The following is a 22,852-nucleotide window of genomic DNA, read 5'->3' as shown; positions in this document are numbered from 1 at the left end:
CCTGGTGTTTGTTCTAGTTGTGGTACTGCGCGCGGGCTTCCTGGAACCTGTCCATCAGCTTCAGCCCGGCATACACCGTTTGCGCCGCAGCGGGTCCGAACGGCCCGCCATTCCATTCCAGGCCATAGGCGTCGAACAGGCGGTAGCGGTCGGTTTCGCCACAGATTGCTTCGCTGACAACCCGGGCGCCCACAGGTGCGGTGTTCATACCATGGCCCCCAAATGAAGTACAAGCCCACAGCCCTGGACCGAGGGGGCCGATGTGCGGCATTTTGTGGCGGGCGTAACCCATCAGCCCGGACCAGGCCTTGGCGATTTTCAAACCCTGCAACTGTGGATACACGCTGAGGATGTCACGGGTCAGCAACTGACCCAGGCGCTGTTCGTCCTGCAGGTTGCGCGTGGTGATATGGCCGCCCCACAGCAGGCGGTCACCCTCGACGATGCGGTAGTAGTCGGAGGCGCGGCGGTTGTCGCCGACTGCGTCCGTGGTACGTACTACGTCACGCAGGCGCTCACCCAGGTGTTCGGTCAGCACCACATAAGTGGCAATCGGCAGGAACGCCCGGCGCAGCTGGCCGAACTCCGGGCCGCCGTAGCCACCGCAGCAGTACACCACATCGGCACAGGTCACCGCGCCGTCGGCGGTGATCACGCGATGACTGCCGGCTCTGCGCTCTACCCGCAGCATCGGCGACTGTTCGTGGATGCGACCACCGGCCAGCTCGACCAGCTCGGCCAGGCCCAGGCAGTAGTTCAGTGGGTGGAAGTGAAAACCATGGCTGTCCCGCAACCCCTGGAAGTAGCGGTCGGTGTTCAGACGGCTGCGCAGTGCCTGTGTGTCCAGGTATTCCAGGTTGAAATCGAAGTCGCGGGCCATACGGTCGCGGGTGCGCTGCAGGTTGTCGGCGTCGTCGTAGCGCACCACGCTCAGCTTGCCGGTGGTGGCGGCGCAGCCTGGCAACTGGTGGCGGGCGATGGTGTCGCGGACGATATCGACGCCCTCCAGCGATAGCCGGAACAAGGCGGCGGCGGTCTGCTTGCCGCAACGCCGCTCGATCGCCGACAGCCCCTCGGACCACCCCTGCAACACAAAGCCGCCATTGCGCCCAGAGGCGCCCCATGCCACCCGTGCCGCCTCCAGCAACACCACCGAGCGCCCACGCGCCAGCAGCTCGCGGGCCACGCTCAGGCCTGCCAGGCCGCCGCCAATCACGCATGCATCTGCCCGGGTCTCACCGGTCAACCCGGCTCGCTGGGGGGCAGGGCGCATGGTCCCGGTATAGTAGTTGTTGCTGTAGCTGGCCATCGGCTGGGTCATCCTTTTACGGGGCGCTGCAGGTTTTGCGGGCATGGGGGGGCCGTACGCCCTTCAAGTCAAGGGCGCAGGCTTGCGGGTAATGGCGTTACTGCACTTGTGTAAGGTCGGCGCCGTACCATTTTTCCGACAGCTGTTTCAGCGTGCCGTCGGCCTTCATGTCGTCGATGGCCTTGGCCAGTTCAGCGTTGAAGGCGTCGTCGCCCTTGTCGGTGGCGATGGCCAGGGGCTCGTAGTAGGCGGGCTTGCCCTGCACCGGGGCAACCGGGTAACCGGCCTTGATCGCGCCCATGATGGTTGGCAGTGCAGACAGGGTGGCATCCAGGCGGGTGCCGTTGCCTATGCGCAGGTCGTCCAGCGGGCCCATGCTGTCGCCGTAGGTTTGCACGTTGCCCGGCTCCACGCTGTAGCTGAACGCGGGCACGTCCGCGGCGTCGATTTTCAGCCGACGGTTGATATAGTCCTCGGACGTGGTGCCAGCTTCAACGCCGATGGTCTTGCCATTGAGGTCGGCCGCGCTGGCGCCGGCGGCGTCCTTGTGCACCGCGAACACATACGGGGTGTAGTAGTAAATGGCCGGAAAGTCGAGCACCCGCCCCCGCTCGGTGGTGGGGGTCATCGAGCCGACTGACAGGTCCCAGCGGCTTGCCCAGCGCCCCGCGGTGATGATGCCGTATTCCGGGGTGACAAACGCCACCTTGGCGCCCAGGCGCTTGCCAATCTCGTTGGCCACATCAATGTCGAAGCCCTTGAGGGTGTTGTCCTCGCCAAGAAATGACTGCGGTGGCCAGTTGGCGGCTGTGGCCACTTTCATGACCTTGCTCTGGTGGATACGATCGAGCGTGGCGCCGGCCCACGCGGCGCCTGTCATCAAGGTCAGGCAGCCGGCAACGGCGGTAAGGGCAAACAAGCGAGCGACTGGGTTCATACGGAAAGTCTCCGGGCATGCAATTGTTGTTGTGGTATTGGCACAGCGGTAGACACAGGCTCAGTGGCTGAGGATTTGCGAGAGAAACTCCCTGGCGCGCGCATGGCCAGGGTTGTCGAAGAACGCGTCGGGCCGGCCTTGTTCGATTACCTGGCCTTGGTCCATGAAGATGATGCGGTCGGCCACCCGGCGGGCGAAGCCCATTTCGTGGGTAACGCAAAGCATGGTGATGCCGTCCTTGGCCAGCTCGCCCATTACGTCGAGCACCTCTTTGACCATTTCCGGGTCCAACGCCGAGGTCGGTTCGTCGAACAGCATGATGCGCGGCTTCATGCACAGCGCACGAGCAATGGCCACACGTTGTTGCTGGCCGCCGGAAAGCTGCCCGGGGAACTTGTCGGCCTGGCTGGCGATACGCACCCGGTGCAGATACTCCAGCGCCAGGGCGCGGGCCTCTGGCGCGCTGAGCTTGCTGACCAGGCGCGGGCCGAGCATCAGGTTTTCCAGCACGGTCAGGTGCGGGAACAGGTTGAACTGCTGGAACACCATGCCCACCTGGCGACGGATGGCGGCGACGCTTGCCGCATCACGGTTCAGTGGGTTGCCGGCGATTTGCACCTGACCTTTCTGGAAGTCTTCCAGCAGGTTCAGGCACCGGATCAACGTGGATTTGCCCGAGCCGGAAGGCCCACAGACCACCACGATTTCGCCGCTGGCGATCTCCAGGTCAATGCCCTTGAGCACATGAAACTCGCCGTACCATTTCTGCAAGCCGCGAATTGACACGGCGGCCTGGCCGGCAGCGGGGGTAAAAGGCTGGTTCATCAGGGGGTTCCTCGATCAACGGTGGGCGCGGTCGAAACGTTTTTCCAGGCGCGATTGCACGGTTTCGAGCAGGATCGACAGCACCCAGTACAAGACGGCAGCGGTGATCAGCATTTCCAAGTGGCGGAACTCCGCACGGCCCTGGGTGCGGGCGAGGAACATCAGCTCCCATACACCGATCACTGACACCAGCGAGCTGTCTTTGAGCATGGAGATGAACTGGTTGCCGGTAGGTGGAATGATCAGCCGCATCGACTGCGGCAGGATCACCCGGGTCATGGCCTGGAAGGGCGTCAGGCCGATCGCCCGCGACGCTTCCCATTGCCCGCGCGGGATGCTGCTGATACCGGCGCGGAAGATTTCCGTCATGTAAGCGCCGTAGCACAGCGACAACGCCAGGATGCCTGCCGGCACGGCGCCCACCACATAGCCGAGCTGGGGGATGCCGAGGTAGATCAGGTAGATCTGGATCAGTAGCGGCACACCGCGGAAGAACGAGGTGTAGAAGCTGGCAATGGCGATGGCGAAACCGTTGGACGACAGCCGGGCAGTAGCCCCCAGCAGCGCCAGAACAAAGGCGATGGCGATGGAGAGGGTGGACACGTAGACGGTGGTGAACACCCCTTGGGTGATCATGAAGCCGACCTTGCTGGCGATGAAACTGTAAGACAGGTCGAAGGTGTCGAAGAACAGCAGGAACAGCAGCAACAGCTCACACCAGACCGTTATCACCTGGGCCCGTAACGGAAAACGGCCAAGGATGAACAGGTTCAGTACCAGGGTCACCGCCAAGGTGCCGGCCACTGCGGCGTTACGCAGCAGCGGTGCCTGCAGGTCGAGTACGATCGGGCCCATCAGCCGGGCGAGGCTACCGTCACCCACGCCACAGAGCAGGGCGGTGGCGAATATCACAGCGGCGACCAAACCCATGAATGCCGGTTTATCGGTCGCACGCGGTTTGACGATGTGGTCTCTGTACATGGGGTCGTGCCTCACGGAGCTGGGCTCGTTTGTTGTTGTGGGGTCATTGTAGGGAGGCGAAGCGCAGGCAAGAACCTGTGGAATCGCAACAAATATCAAATTTGTTTTGGCAATTACGGAGGTTGCACCCTGACATCTGCCAGTGAATGCCCACCAGATTGCTACCGGGCCACAAGCGTGCGTACAAATGTACTCCATCCGTTTTTTAAGCTGTCTACTGCGCGCATAACTGAAATGCCGGGATGTTGTGGCAAGCCATACGCCTGCTCTTTTAGACTGCCACCTGCGTGCGCCGACATCCGGCCCGCTTGGTGGATAAGGCTGCTGTCGTGAATGCTGGCGTACGTTTTCCCGGGCCCTTGGGTATTTTCTGGCTGGGCCTGCTGCAAATCCTGGTGTGGGGTGGTTCGTTCTTCCTCCTGGCGGTGATGGGCAAGCCAATCCTGCACGAGACCGGCTGGGACAGCGGCTGGGTGTATGGGGCGCTGTCGCTGGCCCTGATGGTGTCGGCGTTGTTGGCGCCGCTGTCCAGCCGCCTGGTGGCGCGCTATGGCGGGCGCTGGCAACTGGCCGCCAGCGGCGCGGTAGTGGGGCTGGGCTTGCTGGTGGTTGCCAACTGCCACAGCCTGCAGGTATTCCTGCTGGCCTGGGTGATCATTGGCGCGGGGATGGCAATGGGGCTTTACGAAGCACTATTTGCCACCCTCGGTGCCCTGTATGCCGAACGGGCGGGACGGGCGATTACGGGCATCACCCTGATTTCAGGGTTTGCCACTACCGTGACCTGGCCGGTACTCGCCCTCGCCATCGAGCAACTGGGCTGGCGCACGGCCTGCATGGCTTATGCGTTGGTGCTGATCGTTGCCGTGGCGCCGCTGTACCTCTGGGTGTTGCCGGCAGGCCAGCCCCGGCAGAAGGCCCAGAGCATGACGGCGGTGGCAGATCAGCCCGTGCACCGCCGCCTTTACTGGCTGCTGACCGCAATCTTCGCCATTGGCGCGATCATCATGACTGCCGTTTCAGTGCAACTGGTGGCGGTCCTGCAGGGCCAGGGCCATTCGCTGGCGGCTGCCATTGGCCTGAGTGCCTTGCTTGGGCCAAGCCAGGTGGCCTCGCGGGTGCTGCAGATCATCGCCGGCAAGCGCCACCCGATATGGACTGCGCTGGTATCATCAGTGCTGGTTGCTGTAGGTCTGACGCTGGTGGCCGTGGCGCCGGGGATGACCGCGCTGGGCCTGCTGCTGTATGGCTGTGGCAATGGTCTGCGCGCCATTGTCAGGGGGCTGCTGCCGCTGGCCCTGATGCCGCCTGCCCAGTATGTTGCGCTGATGGGCAAGATGTCGCGCCCATCATTGATTGGCCAGGCACTGACGCCCTTGGTGGGCGGTTATCTGTTCCAGCACTTCGGCGCGACGGGGGTACTGGCAACGCTCTCGGCCCTGGCATTGACCAGTGTCGTGCTGGTGTTGCTGGTGGTGCATGGCCTCCCGCGGCAAACGGCGTGATCAGGCGCCACTCATTTGGCTAGCAAGGACGAAAACGATGTCGGATGCACCACGTAACCCGTTGCTTATCGATGGGCCGGCCGGCCAGATCGAGCTGCTGATCGACTACTCTGCCGGGCCGCCCAAGGGGGTGGTGCTGGTCAGTCACCCACAACCGCTGCTGGGCGGTAGCCCGCGCCATATCGTGCCGCTGACCCTGGCGCGGCAGCTGTGCGCAGCCGGTTGGCAGGTGGTGCGGCCGAGTTTCCGTGGGGTAGGGCAGACCCAAGGTGCGCACGACGAGGGTATCGGCGAAGCGCAAGACTGCATCGCGGTCATCCGTCACTTCAGACGGGAGTTGCCTGCGCTACCGGTAGCCCTGGTCGGGTTTTCTTTTGGTGCTTATGTGTTCGCCCGTGTGGCCTGTGCGCTTGAAGGGCAGTTGCAGGCAGTGGCGTTGCTGGGGCTGCCGGTGGGTGATGTACCGGGCGGGCGATATTACGAGCCATTGCCGGTGCCTGCGGATTGCCTGCTGCTGCATGGCGAACAGGATGAAATGGCGCCGCTGGCCAACCTGTTGCAATGGGCTGGCCCGGGGCAACGGGCGGTGTCGGTTTATGCAGGTGCCAACCACTTTTTCAAGGGCTGCCTGGGGCGGGCGGCTGAGCAGGTGATCGCCCATCTGGCGTTGAAAACTGCGCTCCCATAGGCACTGGCGCGTCGGTCTGGCACCGGCTTTGCCGGTGTTCGCGGCTAAAGCCGCTCCCACAGGGACTGCGGGTGCCCAACATTTACGCTGTACCTGTGGGAGCGGCTTTAGCCGCGAAAGGGCCGGAACAGGCGAGCCTCACCGCTCCAGGTAATTCATCTGCGCAGCAAAGTCGATGAACCGCTTGCTGGCCAGCGACAGGTATTCCCCCGAGCGCCAACACAATCTGAAGCTCATCAGCTGCGCCGGCCGGAACGGCACCCCGACGATACCCGGCGTGCGCTGCTGGACCGAGCGCAGCAGGGTTGCCACGCCCATGTTGTCCAGCGCGGCCTGCACCACCAGTGAGACGAAGTTGCTCTGCAACGCCACTTGGTAAGTAATCCCGTGTTCGGCGAAGAAGGCGTCCAGTAGGTGACGTTGAACGAACGTGCGGTCGAACACGACCATGTCGGTATTGCGCAGGTCTTGCGCCGTGAGGAAGGCTTTGCCGGCATAAGGGTGGTCGGGGTGCATACACGCCAGCATCTCGTCACTGCCCAGCAGAATCGATTCCTTGTCGGGCGGCACTCGCCTGGACTCCAGCAGTGCCAGGTCGATTTCCCGTTGCTCCAGACGATGGCCAATGTCCTCGGCACTGCCTTCGAATACGGTCATGGCAATGCCTGGATACAGCTGGCGGAAGGCGTTCATCAACCCGGGTACATAGTGCAGGCCGAACATGGGCGGGATGCCCAGGCGCACTTCGCCGCGTTTCAGGTCGGCCATGTCGCGCAGTTCTTGCCGGGCGACATCCATCTCGCGCAACGCCGACGCAATGCGTGGCAGGAACTGTTCGCCCTCGGCGGTAAGGATGACTTTGCGCGTGGTGCGGTTGAACAGGGTCACGCCCAGCTCTTCTTCCAGACGGGTGACGGCCATGCTCAGCGCCGGCTGGGCAATGTGCAAATGCTGCGCAGCCTTGGTGAAGCTGCCCTGGCGTACGATCTCGACGCAGCAGCGCAATGCCTTGAGGTTCATTGAGGGGCTCTACCATTCATAACGAACTGTGATGCTAAGCATCATAACAATATATTTATTATTATTAACCAGAGGGCCTACGATGCGCGCCACTGAGACATCCTGCAACATCTCAGTCACGCAGCGAAATAAAGCTGCAATCCCACAAAGATTTTGAGGTAGTACCCCAAATGGCCAAGGCCGCCGATGTCGTTGTGCAATGCCTGGAAAACGAAGGTGTCGAGTATGTGTTCGGCATTCCCGGTGAGGAAAACCTCGACCTGCTCGAATCCCTGCGCAAGTCGAAGATCAAGCTGGTACTGACCCGCCATGAGCAGTCTGCAGGCTTCATGGCTGCCACCTACGGCCGCCTGACCGGCAAGACCGGCGTCAGCCTGTCCACCCTCGGCCCCGGCGCCACCAACCTGGTCACCGCCAGCGCCTACGCCTACCTGGGCGGCATGCCGATGATGATGATCACCGGCCAGAAGCCGATCAAGAAGTCCAAGCAGGGCCGTTTCCAGATCATTGACGTGTGCGGCATGATGGACCCCATCACCAAGTACACCCACCAGTTTGCCTCGGCCGACAACATCCCGGCCCGCATGCGTGAAGCCTTCCGCCTGGCCGAAGAAGAAAAGCCGGGTGCGGTACACCTGGAACTGCCGGAAGACATCGCCGCCGAGCAGACCGATGCACTGCCGATCCCGCGTAGCCTGCACCGCCGCCCGCTGGCCGAACACGTAGCCATCGAAGCTGCCGTCGAGAAATTGCAGAACGCCCGTAACCCGATCCTGGTGATCGGTGCCGGTGCCAACCGCAAGATGACCGCCAAGGTCCTCAAGCAGCTGATCGACAAGACCGGTATCCCGTTCATCACCACCCAGATGGGTAAAGGCGTGGTCGACGAGCGCCACCCGCGCTTCCTGGGCAACGCTGCGCTGTCGTCGGGTGACTTTGTTCACCGCGCCGTCGAAGCCGCCGACCTGATCATCAACATCGGCCACGACGTGATCGAAAAGCCGCCGTTCTTCATGGTCCGTGGTGGTACCGAAGTCATCCACATCAACTTCCGCTCCGCCGAAGTCGATGCCGTGTACTTCCCGCAGGTCGAAGTGATTGGTGACATCGCCAACGCCGTGTGGCAGATCAGCGAAGCGCTGAACGACACGTCGCACTGGGACTTCACCCGCCTGCTGGCCATCCGTGAAGCCAACGAAGCGCAGATCGCCGAAGGCGCCGACGACAACCGCTTCCCTGTCTACCCGCAGCGCCTGGTAGCCGACATTCGTCGTGTACTGCCGTCCGAAGGCATCGTTGCCCTGGACAACGGCATCTACAAGATCTGGTTCGCCCGTAACTACAAGGCGCACAAGCCGAACACCGTGCTGCTGGACAACGCCTTGGCGACCATGGGCGCCGGCCTGCCATCGGCCATGGCGGCACACCTTGTGCACCCGGACCGCCCGGTGATCTCGGTGTGCGGCGACGGCGGCTTCATGATGAACAGCCAGGAACTGGAAACCGCAGTACGCCTTGGCATGCACATCACCGTGGTGATCCTGCGTGACGATGGCTACGGCATGATCCGCTGGAAGCAGGCCAACATGGGCTTCACCGATTTTGGCCTGGACTACGGCAACCCGGACTTCGTCAAATACGCCGAAGCCTACGGTGCCAACGGTCACCGCGTGGAAAGTGCCGAAGGCCTGCTGCCGCTGCTGGAACACTGCATCAAGACCCCGGGCGTGCACGTGATCGACTGCCCGGTCGATTACAGCGAGAACGACCGCATCCTCAACAGCGAGCTGCGTGAGCGTGCGCTGGCGGTATAAGCCCTAAGGTACGGCGCCAGCTTCAAGGCTGGCGCTGCCCTCCTGCAAGAGCGGTTTCAGCCGCGCACCGGCAAGGCCGGTGTTATCCCAGGCCTCGCAGGCCACGCAATCTCCGTCGCTTCCGTCAACGATCCAACAGGCCCTGCAGGCTGGCCAGGATGCTGTTGGCGTCGTAAGGCTTGCGCGCTACGGGGGCAGCCTTCAAGTGCTCGGGAATGCTGATACCGTCGCCATAGCCGGTGGCAAAGAGGAAGGGAACCTGACGGCGTAACAGTTCATCGGCCACGGAAATGGATGTGCCGGTACCCAGGTTGACATCCAGTATGGCCACATCCGGTGTGCAACCGGCGAGCAGTTGCATTGCCTCAGCTTCGGAATTAGCGGTGATCACGTGCTTGATTTGAGCATCGGTGAGAATCTGCTCCAAGCCCACTGCAATCACCAGTTGGTCTTCGAGGATCATCACGCACAAGTCCTCCCGCGCTGCAAAGGTATCGCGCACGCGGGCCATGGCCGAGGCCGGGATGACGGGTTCGAAGGTTTCGGCAATGGTAAGGTGCTTGGCCGGGATACTGAAAAAGCCCTGCAGGCCTTCGGGGTAATACTCCACTGTGCTGGTGCCGCCCAGGTCGAACGGGATGCTGCGGTCGATCAGTACCGAGCCGAAGCCACTGCGGCTGGGCGGGCGTACCGTTGGCCCGCCACTTTCACGCCAGCTGATGGCGCAGGCGTTCGCGGCGTCGAGTGCCCAGCTTACCGAAAGCCTGCCGCCGGCCCGCGATAGCGCGCCGTACTTGGCCGCATTGGTAGCCAGTTCGTGCAGCACCAGGGCCATTACCGAGTAGGCGCGCGCATCGAGGATGACGTTAGGGCCCTGCAGCTCGATCATGCCGGCAGCCGTGCGATAGGGCGAAAGCTCGGCCTCCAGCAGCCTCTCCAGGCGACCGCCACCATCACCCCGCACCACTTGATCATGGGCCAGTGACAATGCCTGTATACGACCTTTCAATGTCGTCACATAGTCCTGGAGTGTCTGCCCCTCAGCGGTCGGATGGGCAACCAATGCCCCGATCAGCGACAGGATGTTCTTGACCCTGTGGTTGAGCTCTTCATTGAGGATGCGCTGGCGCACTTCTGCCTTCGATCGCTCGCCGGCGAGCAGCTCGTTGTTGTGCAGCACCACTTCGACGATGGCGGTGCGGATGGCATCACCAAACTGGCGATCCTGCTCGGTCCAGGGCAGCGAATGCTGGTGAACGGTTTCTTTCCAGACGGCGAAGCTTTTGCGCGGTGTCAGACGATCCCCCAGCGCCCCGCTGTCGTAGGTCTTGTTAGGGTCCCCCGCCCAGGCGAGTGTCTCGATGACCTCCTTGCGGAAGAAGATCAGGTAGTCCCTCGGCTGTTGCGATATCGGGATGATCAAAACGCCAGAGACGTCGGTGAAGTAAGCCTGGGCAGAGGGATGCACCATCGACAGGCGGTTGGACGCCCAGGTCCGGCCATCGGTGACCCTGCCTGCCAGGTTCAACAGTTCGGGCACGGCAGCCTTCGGCAATACCAGCCCGGATGATACCCAGCGGCCTTGCAGCGATATGCCGACGCCATCGCAGGGGATCAGCGACATGAGTTGCGGCAGGCGTGAGTGGAAGAACCCATCGAGGTCCACTGACAGGGTGGCATCGCGCACGATGTCGTCCAGTGCGTTGTGAACCCGCACGGCGGCTTCGAGTTTTTGCCGGCTGCGCAGGGTCTCGAGATGCAACGCGAAGAACTCGCCGAACATTTCGGCGGCCACCCGCTGCCCCATGGTCAGTGTACGTGGCGTGTAGTGGTGGCAGGCGATCATCCCCCACAGCTCGCCGTTGACGATCACCGATATCGACATGGAGGCGCCCACGCCCATGTTGCACAGGTACTCGCAATGGACCGGCGACACGCTGCGCAGGTGCGCGTAGGACAGGTCTAGCGGTTCGCCTGACGGGTCAAGGACAGGCTCGATGGCGACCCGTTTGAACTGGGCATCGGAGATCACCCGGATGGGGTTGCGCAGGTAAAGCGCTCGGGCCTGCTGCGGGATGTCGGTGGCGGGGAAATACTGGCCCATGAAGCTTTCGAGGTCGCCGCGCTTGGCTTCCGCTACCACTTGGCCAGCCCCGTCTGCACCGAGCTGGTAGATCATTACACGGTCGTAGCCCAGCACCGCGCGGACAAAGCGGGCAGCGTCGCGGATCAATTTGGTGGTCTGGGCGGTTTCGCGCAGCTGGGTAATCAGGGTGCGGGCCAGTTCGATGGGCTCGGCGATGCTGGCGCCCGCCGGTTCGAACTCCAGGATGGCCGAACCCTTGAACAGGTGGGCGGCGATATCGAAGGCCTGGCCGTTGGGCAGCATCACGCCAAAGCTGAGTGCAGGGCGCGAGGCTTCGCGGGTACGGGCCAACGCGTTACGCAAGGTGTGGGCTACCTCGTCCCCTAAGACTGTGTGCAGCTTCTGCCCGTTGATATCGCCTGCCAGGCCCAGCAAATGCGGGGCATTGAGCGAATGGCGCAGGACCACGGTCGCGGATGCATCGCAGGCCAGCAGGCAGCCGTGGGGCTGGATGCTGCCAGGGATCTGGATCGGTTCGCGGTCGCAGTTGGTCAGGTTTACTTGCGGATCGGAGGTCATTTGGCCCGTGCCTAAGGGTAAAGAGTAGGCTGCCAAAAGGGCCGCCACCGTCAGCCTAGCAGGCATTGTCCGCCTTGGGCATTGCCGAGTGGCTGCCTTTTCAGGTTGACGGGGTATGTGCCCGTTCATCTGTGAAACCCAATTCTCGTATGAACATCGAAAACAGCTCGGGGTGAGACGATATGTTCAGCTTCGCGTACAGATGACGCCGGTTCACCTTTATGGTTTCTGGCGAGATTTCACCGTACTGCTGATCCTGTGCGTGTACCTGGTGGTCGGGATGTGCGCGCTGTTCAGCCGCGTGCTGCGCCGCGACCGTGAGCACCCTTACCGGATGCCGCTGTGGCCACTGCCGGCCCTGGCTGCGGTGACGGGGCCGGGTACCTGTTGACGACCCTGTTAAGTACGGCTTCAGCCCGGGACATTTTCATCATTCTTGGCATTCTGATTACTTCCGTGTTGCTGTACGGCACGTATGGCAAGTTGAGCCCGGCTTTCCAGAAGCTTTGAGCGAGAGACAAGATGCGAGCACGCGATTTCGGTATCACGCTGGGCCTTGGTCGGCCTGGCCCCCACAACGCCATTACCGATGTGCCGGGTGTACGGGTTGGCCACGCCACCCTGAGCAAGCACCATAACGGCAAGCCTGTACGCACCGGTGTCAGTGTCATCGAGCCCCGCGAAGGCCCGGCGCGCCATCAACCGTGCTTTGCCAATATTTCGCCGCTGTTCGCGGCAGCGGCCGATGCGGTAGAAGAGGCCATTGTCAACGCGATCCTGGCAGGCAGGACCCTGCAAACAGAGGACGGGCGAGAAGTGCCAGGCCTGGAGGGTTCGCGGTTGCTGAAGGCCCTTGAGCAAGTGGGTTGGAAAGCTCAGGGTTAACGCAGCAAGCGAATCGCTTGAAGACAAGCCACGATCAATGCTTTCATTCCGCGCTTGAGCCAACGGGTATTGAACGATGAACCGCCCGCTGTTTGTTGCTATCGATGGGCCCAAGGGTACCGGCAAGACCACGCTGCTGGAGGCCGTCACTCAAGCCTTGCGCCTGGACGGGAATAAGGTGATCCGCCTTTGCGAAAGAAACAACGACCCTTACCGGGGCGAGACCATGGTCCTGGTCAACCAGCTTGCCAGAAGCCCATGCCCGGACCTGGAGTTCAAGGTGTGCGAGCGCTTTGCAGAGAGCCGCGCCTGGATTTCCCGGCATGTGCTGCCCAGGCAGCCAGCTGACAGCATCATCCTGATTGATCGCTGGTATCCCTCTGATGCTGCTTTTCGTCGCACGGTGCCTTTTGACCAGATCTTGCGCCTGAACCTTGAGCGAAACGTGCAAGTGCCCGATTTGCATGTCGGGGTTGTCACAGCCGCTGAAACCTCATGGGCACGAGCCGCAGCGCGTACGCGTGGGCTTGGCAGTACGGTGATCTACAACCTTGATGAGCAGGTGGCCTGTACCGAGGCGTTCGAGCGTGCCGTTGCAGAGTACGGCTGGGTGTTGTGCCGTAATGAGGGGACGATCGACGAGGCGACGCGGCAGGTAGTTGGCGAGATACAGGGCGTGCTTGCACACATGTGAGTTGTGCCAGCAACATGTTCTGGCTGTTACAGCCCGGTTTCCTCAATACAACGCATGAATGGGTTGCCGTGCAAAGTGTTGTGGGTCAAGGACTGCGCAGAGGAAGAGCAGCGGCAACGGCAGCTGCGCCTGCTTGAGCGGGAAAAGAAGCTGCTGGACAAGATTGACGAAGCCCTGGAGCGCATTGCACGGGGTGAGTACGGGTGGTGCAAGGACCCCGGCGAGCCCATCGACCTCAAGCGCTTGCTGCTGCGGCCGACCGCGACACTGAGCATCGAGGCCAAGGAGCGGCAGGAACGCCAGGAGCGGCCTATACGCGAAGCTTGATTCTCTAGGCGTGGATGGCACCGGCTTGGCCGGTGTTCGCGGGGCAAGCCCGCTCCCACAGTGACCGCGCAGGCTTCTGGATTTTGAGTAAGACAGCAGGGCCAAGTTGACTCGCTAGGCATGTATAAACTGCGCTGGCGGCCAATCTGCATACCCTGTGCAGAGCCACTGTCTCGCACAAAGGCTGAAAGCGAGCGCGGTCACTGTGGGAGCGGGCTTGCCCCGCGAACACGGGCGAAGCCCGTGCCATCCACCGTGCTGGATTCTTCGCGGCTAAAGCCGCTCCCACAGTGACCGCGCAGGCTTCTGGATTTTGAGTCAGACAGCAGGGCCAGGTTGACTCGCTAGGCAGGTATAAACTGCGCTGGCGGCCAATCTGCATACCCTGTGCAGAGCCACTGTCTCGCACAAAGGCTAAAAGCGAGCGCGGTCACTGTGGGAGCGGGCTTGCCCCGCGAACACGGGCGAAGCCCGTGCCATCCACCGTGCTGGATTCTTCGCGGCTAAAGCCGCTCCCGCAGTGACCGCGCAGGCTTCTGGATTTTGAGTCAGACAGCAGGGCCAGGTTGACTCGCTAGGCATGTATAAACTGCGCTGGCGGCCAATCTGCATACCCTGTGCAGAGCCACTGTCTCGCACAAAGGCTGAAAGCGAGCGCGGTCACTGTGGGAGCGGGCTTGCCCCGCGAACACGGGCGAAGCCCGTGCCATCCACCGTGCAAGATTCTTCGCGGCTAAAGCCGCTCCCACAGTGACCGCGCAGGCTTCTGGATTTTGAGTCAGACAGCAGGGCCAGGTTGACTCGCTAGGCAGGTATAAACTGCGCTGGCGGCCAATCTGAATACCCTGTGCAGAGCCACTGTCTCGCACAAAGGCTGAAAGCGAGCGTGGTCACTGTGGGAGCGGGCTTGCCCCGCGAACACGGGCGAAGCCCGTGCCATCCACCGTGCAAGATTCTTCGCGGCTAAAGCCGCTCCCACAGTGACCGCGCAGGCTTCTGGATTTTGAGTCAGACAGCAGGGCCAGGTTGACTCGCTAGGCAGGTATAAACTGCGCTGGCGGCCAATCTGAATACCCTGTGCAGAGCCACTGTCTCGCACAAAGGCTGAAAGCGAGCGTGGTCACTGTGGGAGCGGGCTTGCCCCGCGAACACGGGCGAAGCCCGTGCCATCCACCGTGCAAGATTCTTCGCGGCTAAAGCCGCTCCCACAGTGACCGCGCAGGCTTCTGGATTTTGAGTCAGACAGCAGGGCCAGGTTGACTCGCTAGGCAGGTATAAACTGCGCTGGCGGCCAATCTGAATACCCTGTGCAGAGCCACTGTCTCGCACAAAGGCTGAAAGCGAGCGTGGTCACTGTGGGAGCGGGCTTGCCCCGCGAACACGGGCGAAGCCCGTGCCATCCACCGTGCAAGATTCTTCGCGGCTAAAGCCGCTCCCACAGTGACCGCGCAGGCTTCTGGATTTTGAGTCAGACAGCAGGGCCAGGTTGACTCGCTAGGCAGGTATAAACTGCGCTGGCGGCCAATCTGAATACCCTGTGCAGAGCCACTGTCTCGCACAAAGGCTGAAAGCGAGCGTGGTCACTGTGGGAGCGGGCTTGCCCCGCGAACACGGGCGAAGCCCGTGCCATCCTGCAGGTCGTCAGGCACCCTGCCGGTCGATATCACGGCGCAGGACCACCGACGTGGTAATGTCATCCACGGATTCGTGCCGTGCCACGTTGTCGCGTACCTGGTTGAGGTCGTCGATCGTCCGGGTCTCCACTTCAACCACCAGGTCAAGCTGGCCGCTCACCGAGGAAACCCGCCGCACGCGTGCGTCCGTGGCCAACTGGTCGAGCAGCCCCATGGCAGGCGTGCGCTGCAATGTCACCAGCAAGATCGCGCGTATCACATTGGCATCTATTTCGCCGATATCCGCCCGATAACCGCGAATGACCCCGCTGCGTTCAAGGTTGGCGACGCGCTCGGTCGTGGCGCTTCTGGAAAGGCCTATGCGGCCGGCTAATGCCTTCAGCGCAATGCGCGCGTCCTTCGAAAGTACTTCAAGAATCTCACGATCTTTTGCGTCCAGCTCACGCATTGCACCACCTGATTAGCTTGCCGTCATTATGCCGGTCGGAACCGGCATAATGCCTGTTGATCCCGACGGTATGCAGGGTGTCGGTTTCGGTGGTGCATGACAAGCTATTGAAAAACAATTTGCTCGCTCGGAACGTGATGACATGACAGACCTTTCCCACCCGGCACCTCGGTTTTCGGCAAGCGAAGCCGAGGGCCTTGCAAAAGATTTCTTCAATGTCTCTGGCACTGCCACGCCCCTGGATGGGGAGCGTGATCGCAATTACCGGCTGGAGACTGGCCTGGATGCAGGCTGGATACTGAAAATCGTCAATGCCAGCGAACCCAGGGTGGAAAGCGAGTTCCAAACCGCGCTGCTTGATCACCTGGCCGTGCACGGCGCGCATTTGCGCGTGCCTCACTTGCGGGCCAGCATGGCTGGCGACTACCTCCCATCGGTGACCAGTGCCACAGGTGAAACGCACGCGGTACGCCTGGTCAGCTGGTTGGCCGGTACGCCACTTGCCGAGGCCAGGCGCTCATTCGCCCTGATGAAAAACTTCGGTCGGGCACTCGGTGAACTCGACCGCGCACTGCAGGGCTTCATGCACCCGGGTGCCGTCCGCGACCTTGACTGGGATCTGCGCCATGCTGCGCGCTCCCGGTCGCGCCTGCACTTCATCAAGAGCCCTGAACGCCGGGCCATTGTCGAGCGCTTCATCACCCGGTTTGAACAGACCGTACAGCCCAAGCTGGCGTCCCTCCGGGCGCAGGTGATTCACAACGACGCCAACGACTGGAACATCCTGGTCGATGCCGAAACCACCAGTACCGTGACGGGCTTCATCGACTTTGGCGATGCCGTGCATACCGTGCTGATTGCCGAGGTCGCGATTGCCAGCGCGTACGCCATTCTGGACATGGACGACCCGATCGGCGCTGCTGCTGCGCTGGCCGCCGGTTTCCACGAGACATACCCGTTGCAGGCGCAAGAGCTTGATGTGTTGTTCAACCTGATCGCCATGCGCCTGGTCGTCAGCGTCACGTTCTCCGCTTCCCGGCAGGATCAAACAGAGCACAACCCCTACCTGGCGATCAGTGAAGCGCCTGCCTGGCGCCTGCTGGAACAACTCGACTCGATGAACCCACGGCTGGCCACCGGCATACTGCGCAAGGCCTGTGGTTTCGATGCCATCGAAGGCGCGGGTGATGTCCGCCGCTGGATTGCGGACAACCACAAATCCTTCGCCGACCTGGTGCGCCCGTCCGCCGCCATCCTCAACAAGGTGATTGCACCGTTTGGTGACGCCACCCACGAGATGACCATCGCCTCGGCTGAGCAGCGCCCTGCAGATGCAACCCGTTGGTGGGAAGCGTTTTCTGCTGCTCACCAGGTGCCATTGGCCATCGGGCCATGGGGGGAGTTGCGCACCATCTACACTGACAGCGCGTTCGAGTCCCGTTTCATCAAAGGGCAGCGCCGCACACTGCATGTCGGTGTCGACCTGGTGATGCCAGCGGGTACGCCGTTGTACGCACCGGTCGCTGGCACTGTCAGAAGTGTGGAGGTTGAACCAGACCCGCTGGGGTATGGTGGCCTGGTGATGATCGAGCACACGCCACCCGGTTGCCCGCCATTTCTGACCCTGTGGGGGCACATGGCCCATGAAGCGCTCAGCCGCTTGAAAGCCGGTGACAAGCTCGAAGCCGGCGACTTGGTCGGTTACATGGGCACCGATCATGAAAACGGCGGCTGGATTCCCCACCTGCACCTGCAGATGACCACCGATACCCAGCTGAGTGCGAGCGAGGTCATTGGCGTGGGTGAGCCCGAGTACCAGGAGGTATGGGCCGACCTGTTCCCCGATGCCTCGGCCTTGGCGGGTATCCCGCCAGAGACCTACACCCAGCAAGGGATGACCAAGGCCCAGATTATTGCCAAGCGCAAGGATCTGCTGCTACCTAACCTGTCAATTTCGTACACCGACCCGATCAAGTTCGTGCGTGGTGATGGCGTATGGCTGATCGACAACTTCGGGCGCGCCTACCTGGACTGCTTCAACAACGTGTGCCACCTGGGCCATAGCCATCCCGACGTGGTCGAGGCCTTGACCCGCCAGGCTGCGCTACTCAACACCAACACCCGTTACCTGCACGACAACATCGTCGAGTACGCCGAACGCCTGACCGGTACCCTGCCAGAGGGTCTTTGCGTAGCGTCCTTTGGTTGTTCGGGGAGTGAAGCCAACAGCCTGATGCTGCGCATGGCGCGCAACTACACAGGCAGTGACCAGGCGATCGTGCTGGACTGGGCTTACCACGGCACCACGCAAGAACTCATCGACCTTAGCCCTTACAAGTACAAGCGCAAGGCCGGCAAGGGCAGGGCGGCACATGTTCACGAGGCGATGGTCCCGGACAGCTACTACGCGCCCGGGCACTGGCCAGTGGAAGAGCATGGCAAGCGTTTTGCCGAGTCGGTCGCAGAGCAGCTGGATGCCATACGCAAGGCAGGCAAGGGCCCAGGCTTCTTCCTTGCCGAGTCGATCCCCAGCGTGGCGGGGCAGGTGTTCCTGCCTGACAACTACCTCAAGGAGGTCTACGCCATGGTTCGCGCCGAGGGTGGGCTTTGCCTGGCCGATGAGGTACAGGTCGGGTTCGGCCGCGTCGGTAGCCACTGGTGGGCATTCGAGACCCAGGGCGTGGTGCCGGATGCCGTCACCATGGGCAAACCGATTGGTAACGGCCACCCGATGTCGGCGGTTGTCACCACGCGTGAGGTTGCCGATGCCTTCAATAATGGGATGGAGTATTTCAATACCTTCGCCGGCAACCCTGTGTCGTGCGCGGTAGGCCTGGCGGTGCTCAATGCAATCGAGCGCGACCAGTTGAAAGAAAATGCCTTGAGTGTTGGTAACTACCTGCTCGATGGGTTCCGCAAGCTTCAGCAGCAATTCGATGTGATTGGTGATGTGCGCGGGCTTGGGCTTTTCCTCGGCATCGTCCTGGTCACCGACCGCAAGTCGAAGGCGCCGGCCACGTCCCTGGCCCGGAAAGTGGCTGATGGCGCCAGGGAACGCGGCGTATTGATCGGCACTGAAGGCCCGCATGACAACGTGCTGAAAATGCGGCCATCGATGATTTTCAGCCGGGCCAATGCCGACTTCCTCCTCGACGTGCTGAAAGACAGCTTTACCGCAGCACTGAAGTAGCTTTTGCAGACTACGCGGTCTTTGCAGGCGCGACACAAGGCCGCGCCTGCATCACGCCTTCTGCCGGTCTATGTCACGCCGCAGCACTACCGCGGTGGTGATGTCGTCTACAGAGTCGTGGCACGCCACGGCGTCCCGTACACGGTTCAAGTCATCAATCGTCCGTGCTTCGACCTCGACTATCAGGTCGAGCTGCCCGCTGACCGATGAAACCCGTTTCACTTGGGCGTTCTGTGCCAGAAGGTCCAACAGCCCAAGTGCCGGTGTACGTTTCAGCGCTACCAGGATGATTGCCCGTATGACATTGGCATCGATTTCACCGATGTCGGCGCGATATCCGCGAATGACCCCACTACGCTCCAGTTGCAAAACCCGCTCGCTGGTGGCACTTCTTGACAGGCCAACTCTTGCAGCCAGCGCTTTGAGTGCCACACGTGCTTCCTTGGAGAGTATTTCGAGGATTTCCCGATCTTTGACGTCTAATTCGCGCAATGCTGACACTCCCGCCTGATCACCGGTAAATGACCGGCTGCCCCGGTAAAGTGCAGGGGGCAAACCAGCCGAGTACTCGCTTGTTTTTAGTGCATCGCCAGACACTACTCCAGTTATTCCAAAGCCCGAAGTAGCGCCGACACTATGTCGGCCGATTCCGGCAATGTGCCACCCGAACACGCACATTGCAGGGTGATTTCAAGGTTTTAGTGTGCAAAGCTCTCAGTGAAGGTTGGGACTTCAGCGCCCAGGACAATAAGAAATAGACACTTCCAAGGAGTGCCTCGATGCTGGCAAGAAAAACCAGGATGCTACTGGCTTCCACCGCTGTTGCAGCGGCTGCATTATTTTCTCACGGCATGGCGCACGCCGATGATTTGCAGGCCGTTCAACATTCAAAAGTACTGCGCGTGGCAATGAGTGGCCAATACTCTCCGTTCAGTTTCGCCAATGAAAAGAATGAAATTGTCGGTTTCGACGCCTCCATTGGTGAAGCACTCGCCCAGCGTCTGGGTGTGAATATAAAAATTATCACCACACCGTTTGACGGCATTATCGCCGGGCTGCTGGCCAAGAAGTATGACGCTGTCATTGCCTCGATGACCATTACCCCCGAGCGGCTGAAAGCCGTCGACTTCGTGGGCCCTTATTACCATGCAGGCCGTACCATCGGCGTCAAGGAAGACTCTTCGATCAAGGGGCTTGATGACCTGAAGGATGTCACCGTTGGCGTTACTTTGGGCGACTCGCATGACAAATGGGCGCGTAATCGCGGCAATCTTAAAGTGCGCACCTATAAAGGCTTACCGGAAATGCTGGTGGACCTGGAAGCCGGTCGTATCGACGCGGTAGTGATGGACAGCATTCCGGTCATGGTTGCGGTAAAAGAGACCGGGCAGAAGGTGCGCATCATCAGCCTGCCGGACGAGCAGGGTGGCCGTGAAGGCCTGGGCATTGCCATTCGCAGAAACAACCCTGAACTCAAGGCCCAGTTGCAGAAGGCGCTGGACGAGATTCTGGCCGATGGCACCTATAAAGAAATCTCCATGAAATGGGTGGGTAGCGATATTCGCTGATGCACACCTGGAGTGGCCTGACCGAAAGGTTGGGCCGGGTTGGCTGAATTTTGTGAGTGGTTTTTATGGACCTGTCATTGATCCATCGCACCTACCCGTTCTTCCTGGACGCCGCCTGGGTAACTGTGCAGATTTCGTTGCTATCACTCTTACTGGGTTTACTCCTTGCCTGCGTGCTGGTGGCGTGCCGGTTATCGCCATTTATTATCTTGCGGTGGGCAGCCAAGATTTACGTCAGCGTATTTCGCGGTACACCCTGCCTGGTGCAGTTGTTCATTATCTATTTTGGTGGGCCACAAATAGGTATTGAGCTTGAGCCGTTTGCTGCTGCGGTGATCGGTTTAGGCATGAATATAGCGGCGTATATGTCGGAGTCCATTCGAGGGGCTATCGATAATGTCGACCCGGGCCAGGAGGAGGGCGCACGGTCGATTGGCTTCAGCCGCAGCCAGACGCTGTTGTTCATCATCATTCCCCAGGCAATGAAGCTGATGATCAGGCCGCTTGGCGTAAATGCTATCGGCCTGATCAAGGGTTCTGCCCTGGTGTCGGCCATTTCGGTGGTCGAACTGACTTACACCGCGCAGCGCTTCATCAGTTCAACCTACAAACCGTTCGAGATATTCATGGTGTCGGCGCTGCTTTATATCGTCATGGTCTACGCGGTCAAGTACCTGGTGGAAGTGCTGGACCGGCGCTACGCAACCCAGTGAGGAGTGCCAGTGGAAGGGTTCAACCTGAGTGTCATCACGCCTTACTATGAAATGCTGGCAACCGGTCTGTGGTGGACGGTTGTCATGTTTCTCTGTTCCAGCGTCATCAGCCTGATGGTGGGTGTGTTATTCGCCTTGATCGACCTGTATGCGCCGAAAGCCATGGCACTGCCTGTGCGCTTCGTGACCTGGCTGTTGATGGGCACGCCATTGTTGCTGCAACTGTATCTGATCTATTACGGGCTGGTTCAGGTGGGTATCGATATTCCGGCGCTGGCTGCGGGGATAATCGGGCTAAGCCTGCATTTTGCGGTGTACAACGCTGAGGTGATCAAGTCCGGGATCGAGGCGGTCGACCCAGGCCAGATAGAGGGCGCGCGCTCGATTGGCCTTAGCAAAGCCATGACCCAGCGCTACATCATTGTTCCGCAGGCGCTCAGAAAAACCATTGCGCCACTGGGGAACAACCTCATTGTGTTGCTGAAGGACACTTCACTGGTGTCGATCATCGGTATTGCCGAACTCGTCTACAGCGCCCAATTGGCTGTCAGCGAAACGTATAGCCCCTTTGAGTTCTATATAGCCGTCGCAGTGATCTACTACGTGGCCAATCTGGTACTCGAGGCGGGGTTGCATCTTATTGAAGCCAAGGTCGAGATGTCACGATGAACAACAACGCTATGGTAGAAGTGAAGGGCGCTCGCAAAGCCTACGGCACACTTGAGGTGCTCAAGGGCATCGACCTGTCGGTCTCGCGTGGGCAGATCTTCGCTATCATCGGCCCGAGTGGCTCTGGCAAAAGTACCCTGCTGCGATCGATCAACCATCTCGAAGTGCTCAATGGCGGTGAAATCTGGCTGGATGGTGCTCAGGTCAACCGGCCCTTGAAAGGCCGCGCCTTCGAGCAGCACATCAACCGGGTGCGCCAGCAGATGGGCATGGTGTTTCAACACTTCAATCTGTTCCCGCACCTCACCGTCTGTGAAAACGTCGCGATAGGGCCTGTGAAGCTCAAAGGCTACTCGAAAAGTGCGGCCAGAGCGCTGGCCCTGGAGTACCTGCAAAAGGTCGGGCTGGAAAACAAGATTGACGAATATCCGTCGCGCTTGTCCGGTGGGCAGAAGCAGCGCGTTGCCATTGCCCGGGCGTTGGCCATGCAACCCAAGGTGATGTTGTTCGATGAAGCGACCTCAGCCCTGGACCCGGAGCTTGTGGAAGAGGTGAACCTGGTAATGAAGCAACTGGCGGCCGAGCACATGACCATGTTGATCGTCACGCATGAGATGCGCTTTGCTGGCGAGGTTGCTGACCAGATCGTATTCATGGATGGCGGGGTTGTTGTGGAACAAGGGGCTCCGGGGGACATCCTGAGGAACCCAGTGCAGGATCGTACCCGGGCTTTTTTGAAGAAGCATTTGCAAGCCGACCCTTTGTAAGAGGGCCGGGCTTCTTCAAAAACCAGGCAGGCTGGTCAGGCCAGCTTTTCCAGCTCTGGCACCGCTTCGAACAGGTCAGCGACCAGGCCGTAATCGGCCACCTGGAAGATCGGCGCTTCTTCGTCCTTGTTGATCGCAACGATCACTTTGGAGTCTTTCATGCCGGCCAGGTGCTGGATCGCGCCGGAGATACCGACGGCGATGTACAGCTGT

19 protein-coding genes and 4 pseudogenes are annotated in these 22,852 nt (G+C 60.9%); 13 read left to right on the top strand and 10 right to left on the bottom strand.

The window, feature by feature from the left end:
• Positions 1-13: 13 nt before the first annotated feature.
• The 4 genes from CKW35_RS27285 to CKW35_RS27270 all read right to left on the bottom strand — a co-directional run bounded on the left by CKW35_RS27285 (position 14) and on the right by CKW35_RS27270 (position 4,052).
• A complete protein-coding gene (locus CKW35_RS27285; RefSeq protein ID WP_016486788.1) occupies positions 14-1,309 on the bottom strand; it encodes an FAD-binding oxidoreductase in 1,296 nt (431 codons plus the stop codon).
• A gap of 97 nt (positions 1,310-1,406) precedes the next feature.
• Positions 1,407-2,246, bottom strand: coding sequence for an ABC transporter substrate-binding protein (locus tag CKW35_RS27280; RefSeq protein ID WP_016486789.1), 840 nt, complete (start codon positions 2,244-2,246; stop codon positions 1,407-1,409).
• 60 nt (positions 2,247-2,306) lie between these two features.
• Positions 2,307-3,071, bottom strand: a complete 765-nt coding sequence (locus CKW35_RS27275; RefSeq protein ID WP_016486790.1) for an amino acid ABC transporter ATP-binding protein — start codon at positions 3,069-3,071, stop codon at positions 2,307-2,309.
• A gap of 15 nt (positions 3,072-3,086) precedes the next feature.
• Positions 3,087-4,052, bottom strand: a complete 966-nt coding sequence (locus tag CKW35_RS27270; protein ID WP_016486791.1) for an amino acid ABC transporter permease — start codon at positions 4,050-4,052, stop codon at positions 3,087-3,089.
• A gap of 380 nt (positions 4,053-4,432) precedes the next feature.
• Between CKW35_RS27270 and CKW35_RS27265 the strand changes: the two genes are divergently transcribed.
• Positions 4,433-5,557, top strand: a complete 1,125-nt coding sequence (locus tag CKW35_RS27265; RefSeq protein WP_042914534.1) for an MFS transporter — start codon at positions 4,433-4,435, stop codon at positions 5,555-5,557.
• Positions 5,558-5,594: 37 nt separating this feature from the next.
• Positions 5,595-6,245 (top strand): alpha/beta hydrolase, encoded by a 651-nt coding sequence (locus tag CKW35_RS27260; RefSeq protein ID WP_095117295.1) that lies wholly within the window; start codon positions 5,595-5,597, stop codon positions 6,243-6,245.
• 138 nt (positions 6,246-6,383) lie between these two features.
• Here CKW35_RS27260 and CKW35_RS27255 read toward each other — a convergent pair whose 3' ends face one another.
• Positions 6,384-7,265, bottom strand: a complete 882-nt coding sequence (locus CKW35_RS27255; RefSeq protein ID WP_016486794.1) for a LysR family transcriptional regulator — start codon at positions 7,263-7,265, stop codon at positions 6,384-6,386.
• Between the two features lie 170 nt (positions 7,266-7,435).
• Here CKW35_RS27255 and CKW35_RS27250 point away from each other — a divergent pair, with 170 nt between their 5' ends.
• Positions 7,436-9,079, top strand: coding sequence for an acetolactate synthase large subunit (locus tag CKW35_RS27250; protein WP_095117292.1), 1,644 nt, complete (start codon positions 7,436-7,438; stop codon positions 9,077-9,079).
• A gap of 124 nt (positions 9,080-9,203) precedes the next feature.
• Here CKW35_RS27250 and CKW35_RS27245 read toward each other — a convergent pair whose 3' ends face one another.
• On the bottom strand, positions 9,204-11,744 hold the full coding sequence (locus CKW35_RS27245) for an HWE histidine kinase domain-containing protein (protein WP_023049033.1): 2,541 nt from the start codon (positions 11,742-11,744) through the stop codon (positions 9,204-9,206).
• A 100-nt stretch (positions 11,745-11,844) separates the two neighbouring features.
• Positions 11,845-11,982, bottom strand: a pseudogene (locus tag CKW35_RS27240) (helix-turn-helix transcriptional regulator); the annotation flags it as partial.
• On the opposite strand from CKW35_RS27240, the pseudogene CKW35_RS27235 reads away from it, so the two are divergent.
• The 5 genes and pseudogenes from CKW35_RS27235 to CKW35_RS27220 all read left to right on the top strand — a co-directional run.
• Positions 11,983-12,254: pseudogene (locus tag CKW35_RS27235) on the top strand (APC family permease); the annotation flags it as partial.
• A 12-nt stretch (positions 12,255-12,266) separates the two neighbouring features.
• Positions 12,267-12,458 (top strand): annotated as a pseudogene (locus tag CKW35_RS28725) (P1 family peptidase); the annotation flags it as partial.
• Between the two features lie 3 nt (positions 12,459-12,461).
• Entirely contained in the window at positions 12,462-12,629 is a 168-nt protein-coding gene (locus CKW35_RS28720) for a P1 family peptidase (protein WP_232895358.1), read from the top strand.
• A 76-nt stretch (positions 12,630-12,705) separates the two neighbouring features.
• Positions 12,706-13,323 (top strand): dTMP kinase, encoded by a 618-nt coding sequence (locus CKW35_RS27225; RefSeq protein ID WP_016486799.1) that lies wholly within the window; start codon positions 12,706-12,708, stop codon positions 13,321-13,323.
• A 96-nt stretch (positions 13,324-13,419) separates the two neighbouring features.
• A pseudogene (locus CKW35_RS27220) lies at positions 13,420-13,650 on the top strand (TraR/DksA C4-type zinc finger protein); the annotation flags it as partial.
• 1,641 nt (positions 13,651-15,291) lie between these two features.
• On the opposite strand, the gene CKW35_RS27215 reads toward CKW35_RS27220, so the two are convergent.
• Positions 15,292-15,732 (bottom strand): Lrp/AsnC family transcriptional regulator, encoded by a 441-nt coding sequence (locus CKW35_RS27215; protein ID WP_016486802.1) that lies wholly within the window; start codon positions 15,730-15,732, stop codon positions 15,292-15,294.
• Between the two features lie 142 nt (positions 15,733-15,874).
• Between CKW35_RS27215 and CKW35_RS27210 the strand changes: the two genes are divergently transcribed.
• Positions 15,875-18,922, top strand: coding sequence for an aminotransferase class III-fold pyridoxal phosphate-dependent enzyme (locus tag CKW35_RS27210; protein WP_016486803.1), 3,048 nt, complete (start codon positions 15,875-15,877; stop codon positions 18,920-18,922).
• 51 nt (positions 18,923-18,973) lie between these two features.
• On the opposite strand, the gene CKW35_RS27205 is transcribed toward CKW35_RS27210, so the two are convergent.
• On the bottom strand, positions 18,974-19,414 hold the full coding sequence (locus CKW35_RS27205; protein ID WP_024717903.1) for an Lrp/AsnC family transcriptional regulator: 441 nt from the start codon (positions 19,412-19,414) through the stop codon (positions 18,974-18,976).
• A 287-nt stretch (positions 19,415-19,701) separates the two neighbouring features.
• Here CKW35_RS27205 and CKW35_RS27200 point away from each other — a divergent pair, with 287 nt between their 5' ends.
• The 4 genes from CKW35_RS27200 (at position 19,702) to CKW35_RS27185 (ending at position 22,639) form a co-directional block, all read left to right on the top strand.
• Entirely contained in the window at positions 19,702-20,490 is a 789-nt protein-coding gene (locus CKW35_RS27200) for an ABC transporter substrate-binding protein (RefSeq protein WP_031312448.1), read from the top strand.
• A gap of 65 nt (positions 20,491-20,555) precedes the next feature.
• Entirely contained in the window at positions 20,556-21,203 is a 648-nt protein-coding gene (locus CKW35_RS27195; RefSeq protein WP_095117290.1) for an amino acid ABC transporter permease, read from the top strand.
• 51 nt (positions 21,204-21,254) lie between these two features.
• Positions 21,255-21,872, top strand: coding sequence for an amino acid ABC transporter permease (locus CKW35_RS27190; RefSeq protein ID WP_054833407.1), 618 nt, complete (start codon positions 21,255-21,257; stop codon positions 21,870-21,872).
• An 11-nt stretch (positions 21,873-21,883) separates the two neighbouring features.
• Positions 21,884-22,639 (top strand): amino acid ABC transporter ATP-binding protein, encoded by a 756-nt coding sequence (locus CKW35_RS27185; protein WP_016486807.1) that lies wholly within the window; start codon positions 21,884-21,886, stop codon positions 22,637-22,639.
• 35 nt (positions 22,640-22,674) lie between these two features.
• Here CKW35_RS27185 and CKW35_RS27180 read toward each other — a convergent pair.
• Positions 22,675-22,852 (bottom strand): FAD-binding protein (locus CKW35_RS27180; protein WP_218192388.1); only part of this gene is annotated, 178 nt, incomplete at its 5' end.

It is taken from the genome of Pseudomonas sp. Irchel 3F3 (genome assembly GCF_900187545.1).
Lineage (GTDB): Bacteria > Pseudomonadota > Gammaproteobacteria > Pseudomonadales > Pseudomonadaceae > Aquipseudomonas > Aquipseudomonas fortuita.
Note: the sequence above shows the minus strand (reverse complement) of the source record. Positions and strands in the feature narration are given on the sequence as shown.

Excerpts from the sequence above, each read along its gene's own strand:
- CKW35_RS27285 (WP_016486788.1), bottom strand. The coding sequence starts at position 1,309 with ATGGCCAGCTACAGCAACAACTACTATACCGGGACCATGCGCCCTGCC.
- CKW35_RS27280 (WP_016486789.1), bottom strand. The coding sequence starts at position 2,246 with ATGAACCCAGTCGCTCGCTTGTTTGCCCTTACCGCCGTTGCCGGCTGC.
- CKW35_RS27275 (WP_016486790.1), bottom strand. The coding sequence starts at position 3,071 with ATGAACCAGCCTTTTACCCCCGCTGCCGGCCAGGCCGCCGTGTCAATT.
- CKW35_RS27270 (WP_016486791.1), bottom strand. The coding sequence starts at position 4,052 with ATGTACAGAGACCACATCGTCAAACCGCGTGCGACCGATAAACCGGCA.
- CKW35_RS27260 (WP_095117295.1), top strand. The coding sequence starts at position 5,595 with ATGTCGGATGCACCACGTAACCCGTTGCTTATCGATGGGCCGGCCGGC.
- CKW35_RS27255 (WP_016486794.1), bottom strand. The coding sequence starts at position 7,265 with ATGAACCTCAAGGCATTGCGCTGCTGCGTCGAGATCGTACGCCAGGGC.
- CKW35_RS27250 (WP_095117292.1), top strand. The coding sequence starts at position 7,436 with ATGGCCAAGGCCGCCGATGTCGTTGTGCAATGCCTGGAAAACGAAGGT.
- CKW35_RS27245 (WP_023049033.1), bottom strand. The coding sequence starts at position 11,744 with ATGACCTCCGATCCGCAAGTAAACCTGACCAACTGCGACCGCGAACCG.
- CKW35_RS27225 (WP_016486799.1), top strand. The coding sequence starts at position 12,706 with ATGAACCGCCCGCTGTTTGTTGCTATCGATGGGCCCAAGGGTACCGGC.
- CKW35_RS27215 (WP_016486802.1), bottom strand. The coding sequence starts at position 15,732 with ATGCGTGAGCTGGACGCAAAAGATCGTGAGATTCTTGAAGTACTTTCG.
- CKW35_RS27210 (WP_016486803.1), top strand. The coding sequence starts at position 15,875 with ATGACAGACCTTTCCCACCCGGCACCTCGGTTTTCGGCAAGCGAAGCC.
- CKW35_RS27200 (WP_031312448.1), top strand. The coding sequence starts at position 19,702 with ATGCTGGCAAGAAAAACCAGGATGCTACTGGCTTCCACCGCTGTTGCA.
- CKW35_RS27195 (WP_095117290.1), top strand. The coding sequence starts at position 20,556 with ATGGACCTGTCATTGATCCATCGCACCTACCCGTTCTTCCTGGACGCC.
- CKW35_RS27190 (WP_054833407.1), top strand. The coding sequence starts at position 21,255 with ATGCTGGCAACCGGTCTGTGGTGGACGGTTGTCATGTTTCTCTGTTCC.
- CKW35_RS27185 (WP_016486807.1), top strand. The coding sequence starts at position 21,884 with ATGGTAGAAGTGAAGGGCGCTCGCAAAGCCTACGGCACACTTGAGGTG.